This window comes from Pseudoalteromonas sp. TAB23, assembly GCF_000498075.1.
GTDB lineage: Bacteria > Pseudomonadota > Gammaproteobacteria > Enterobacterales > Alteromonadaceae > Pseudoalteromonas > Pseudoalteromonas arctica.
Genome location: NZ_AUTP01000056.1, coordinates 1 through 2962, shown reverse-complemented (window position 1 = coordinate 2962; position 2962 = coordinate 1). Strand labels below are relative to the sequence as shown.

The 2962-nt window shown below is 38.4% G+C and carries 6 protein-coding genes; 2 read left to right on the top strand and 4 right to left on the bottom strand.

The window, feature by feature from the left end; all coding sequences use genetic code 11:
- Positions 1–347, top strand: a 347-nt coding sequence (locus L654_RS0101430) for a hypothetical protein (RefSeq protein ID WP_029753448.1), incomplete at its 5' end; no start/stop codon positions are given.
- A gap of 23 nt (positions 348–370) precedes the next feature.
- Here the strand turns inward: L654_RS0101430 and L654_RS0101425 are convergent.
- Positions 371–1255: a DMT family transporter gene (locus L654_RS0101425; RefSeq protein ID WP_024607030.1), complete on the bottom strand. Its 885-nt coding sequence runs from the start codon at positions 1253–1255 to the stop codon at positions 371–373.
- A gap of 105 nt (positions 1256–1360) precedes the next feature.
- Here L654_RS0101425 and L654_RS0101420 point away from each other — a divergent pair, with 105 nt between their 5' ends.
- Positions 1361–1882, top strand: a complete 522-nt coding sequence (locus tag L654_RS0101420) for a sel1 repeat family protein (RefSeq protein ID WP_007584047.1) — start codon at positions 1361–1363, stop codon at positions 1880–1882.
- A 2-nt stretch (positions 1883–1884) separates the two neighbouring features.
- On the opposite strand, the gene L654_RS1000000127170 is transcribed toward L654_RS0101420, so the two are convergent.
- From L654_RS1000000127170 to L654_RS0101405, 3 genes are all read right to left on the bottom strand, one after another.
- Positions 1885–2037 (bottom strand): DUF2496 domain-containing protein, encoded by a 153-nt coding sequence (locus L654_RS1000000127170; protein ID WP_076915489.1) that lies wholly within the window; start codon positions 2035–2037, stop codon positions 1885–1887.
- On the bottom strand, positions 2021–2302 hold the full coding sequence (locus L654_RS0101410; RefSeq protein ID WP_007584043.1) for a late competence development ComFB family protein: 282 nt from the start codon (positions 2300–2302) through the stop codon (positions 2021–2023). The genes L654_RS1000000127170 and L654_RS0101410 overlap by 17 nt, the downstream gene beginning before the upstream one ends.
- 51 nt (positions 2303–2353) lie before the next feature.
- A partial coding sequence (locus tag L654_RS0101405) for a histone deacetylase (protein WP_024607029.1) occupies positions 2354–2962 on the bottom strand: 609 nt, incomplete at its 5' end.

Genomic DNA, 2962 nt, shown 5'->3' with positions numbered 1-2962 from the left:
CCGATGCCGGTGACTATGCATTATTACGCGCGGCTGAGCTTACACAAGCACAAGGCTACGACTGGTTTGTTGTAACTAATAAAGAAACCTTTGTTGAGTCTAAATCGCAAGCTCCCGCGTCATCTATTAGTGCATCACACAGCCAGCAATATGAGCGAAGCTGTGGTTTATTAACCTGTGAAACACGCGCTCGCCCAACAAGCAGCGTAGGCGTGCAGGTAAGCAATAATGATAAACGCAAAGAAGTACACACCCTGATTGATATTAAAATGGGCAAAGGGATAAAACCAAGCGACAACAGTTTTAGCGCCCAAGACTTAATTGAAAATTTAAGCAAAAAGGCGTAAAAGCAAGCGTTTGGTAAAAGCACTTAGCTTGTTTTAGCTAAGTGCTTCTTTCGTGGTAAGAAACCAGTAACCAGCATAGTGCCTACAATTACAAATAGTGCGCCTAGTAATGTATTTGGCCCTATTTGCTCATCTAAAAATAAATGCCCCCAAAATATGCCAAATAATGGAATTAAAAATGTAACGGTGAGTGCTGAGGTTGGGCCAATATCGTCGATTAATTTAAAAAATAAAATATAAGCAAGGGCGGTACATACTACGCCCAGTACTAATACACCTAGCATAATGTTGGTGCTTGGTATTTCTCGTATTGGCATAAATAAGACAAGAGGTAATACCATAAAGCTTGAAGCCCACATTGAGCCATGGGCGTTATCGAATGGGGCCAGTTTAGGCGCATTTTTAGTGTAATGCGATGCAATGGCATAGCAAAGTGAAGCACTCAATGCCGCGACTATGGCTATAATTGATTGGCTATTTAATACAAAATTATTTTGCCCAACGAGTATTGCAACACCTATTAAGCCAAGTAGTAAACCAAGCACCATACTTTTATTGGGCTTTGTTTTCGTCCATAAAATTCCAACGACAACACCCCATATTGGTGTTGTAGAATTTAAAATTGAGAGTGTGGATGCGCTTATAGTTTGAGCTGCGTAAGCAAAAAATAAAAACGGCAGAGCAGAATTAAACGCGCCTATAATAAAAAAGTGTTTTTTATGTTGGACAAACGCTAAGCGGCGTTTTAAATACAAAGTAACAATAAATAAAGTAACTGCGGCAAAGCCAACTCTAAACTCAATTAATACTGCAGGCCCTAAACTGTTAGCTGCCATTCGCATAAATAAAAATGATGCGCCCCAAATAGCGGCCAGAAAAAATAATCGCAGTAAACTTGCTAAGCTCATGATAGTATTTTAATTAAGCTGATTGGTTTTTAGAATAACAGGGTTTATAAAAAGTGTAAGCCATATTCGGAACTGGCATATAAAAATAATAAATTAAGGATAAGAATGAAAACGTTCTCAGTAGTTTCTATGGTATTTATCACTTTTTTGGGTGGATGTAATTCAAGCTCAATCAACCTTTACAGTGATACCACCATGAAAAAGAATGAATACAATGGTATTAAAGCGTATCGAAAAGGACAGTTTGAGGCCGCTTTCAATTATTTAAAAGAGCCTGCTGGGCTAGGCTATAAAAGCGCACAATACACGTTGGCGTTTATGTTTTTGAAAGGCCAATACTTGGAGCAATCTACTAAACTAGGGATGGGCTGGCTAGGCGTTGCAAAAGAAGCGGGGGTTGAAAATTGGTCTGCGCAATACGATGTATTTTACAGTGCAGCGACTACGCAGCAAAAACAACAAATAGACGAAACAGTTGCGTTGTATATAACGCAATTTGGCGTTAAAGCACAAAATATGACCTGTCGTCGTTCAACTTCGCCTAGGCGTACATTTGGTGAAGTTAAAATTGATTGCACTAAGCACGAAGGTAGCGTTACCGAGCACGACATACAAATAATAGAATAGAGTTATGACTTTTCTAACTTCTTTTCAAAGTCGCTTTTAACTATTTCAAGTGCTTTAAGTACTTCTTCTGGAGCAACATCGTGTTGCTCTAGTATCATAATTAAATCTACTGCAAGTTTAATATGTGTAGGGGCTTGATCAAGTGGACTTGTCATTTAATTCTTTCTTTTTTGATATTTGGCTAATGGCAACGTTTATTGCGGTTTGTACACGTTGTTCCATATGTATGCGTTCTGATTGCGGTAAATAAAACGCCATATCTACATCGTAGCGAATATATCGTGGCGGGAGCTGATTTAGTACCGTACAACAAAAGTCAGCCATTACATCTTCATCATATTTTTCATCAAGTTTAAGTTTGATGATTTCTTCAACTACAATCTTTTCGTAATAGTTGTGTATGTCTTCGTGTAATCGCATATTCCCACCGCTTTAAAATAATCCGTTTAACTGAGTCTATACTATGGCTTGCTATAAATCGATAGCGGCTTTAAATAGTTGTTTATGAACATTAATTAGTGAACTCAAATTACGCTGATAACCTCCGCCTAGGCCGCACATTAGTGGGATTTGGTGTTGCTTACAAAAGTTGAGAGTAAAAAAGTCGCGTTTATATACGCCATTGAGCGATACATCAAACAAGCCTAACTCGTCTTTTGTGTAAATATCAGCACCTGCATTATACAAAATAATATCGGGGTTATGAATACGCACGCAAAAATCGAGTGCTTGCTTTAATGTAGCAAGGTACTCATCGTCGGCTGTTTTAGCGGGCAATGCAAAATCGTAAGTGGACTCTTGCTTATTACGAGGAAAATTTTGCTCACAATGAATTGAGCAGGTAATAATTTGGTTATGGTTTTGAGTGATTTGTGCTGTGCCATCGCCTTGGTGTACGTCGCAATCAAAAATTAAAACAGTGTCGGCTTGCTCTGTATTTATTAAATGTGCTGCTGCAATAGCTAAATCATTAAAAATACAAAAGCCACTGCCAAAATCACTATGAGAATGATGATAACCACCGCTTAAATTGAAGGTTAGATCGTGACTAAAAGCCGCTTCTGCAGCTTGAATACTCCC

What these genes read in the sequence shown, in the direction of transcription:
- L654_RS0101425 (WP_024607030.1), bottom strand. Translation starts at nt 1,255, where the DNA reads ATGAGCTTAGCAAGTTTACTGCGATTATTTTTTCTGGCCGCTATTTGG.
- L654_RS0101420 (WP_007584047.1), top strand. Translation starts at nt 1,361, where the DNA reads ATGAAAACGTTCTCAGTAGTTTCTATGGTATTTATCACTTTTTTGGGT.
- L654_RS1000000127170 (WP_076915489.1), bottom strand. Translation starts at nt 2,037, where the DNA reads ATGACAAGTCCACTTGATCAAGCCCCTACACATATTAAACTTGCAGTA.
- L654_RS0101410 (WP_007584043.1), bottom strand. Translation starts at nt 2,302, where the DNA reads ATGCGATTACACGAAGACATACACAACTATTACGAAAAGATTGTAGTT.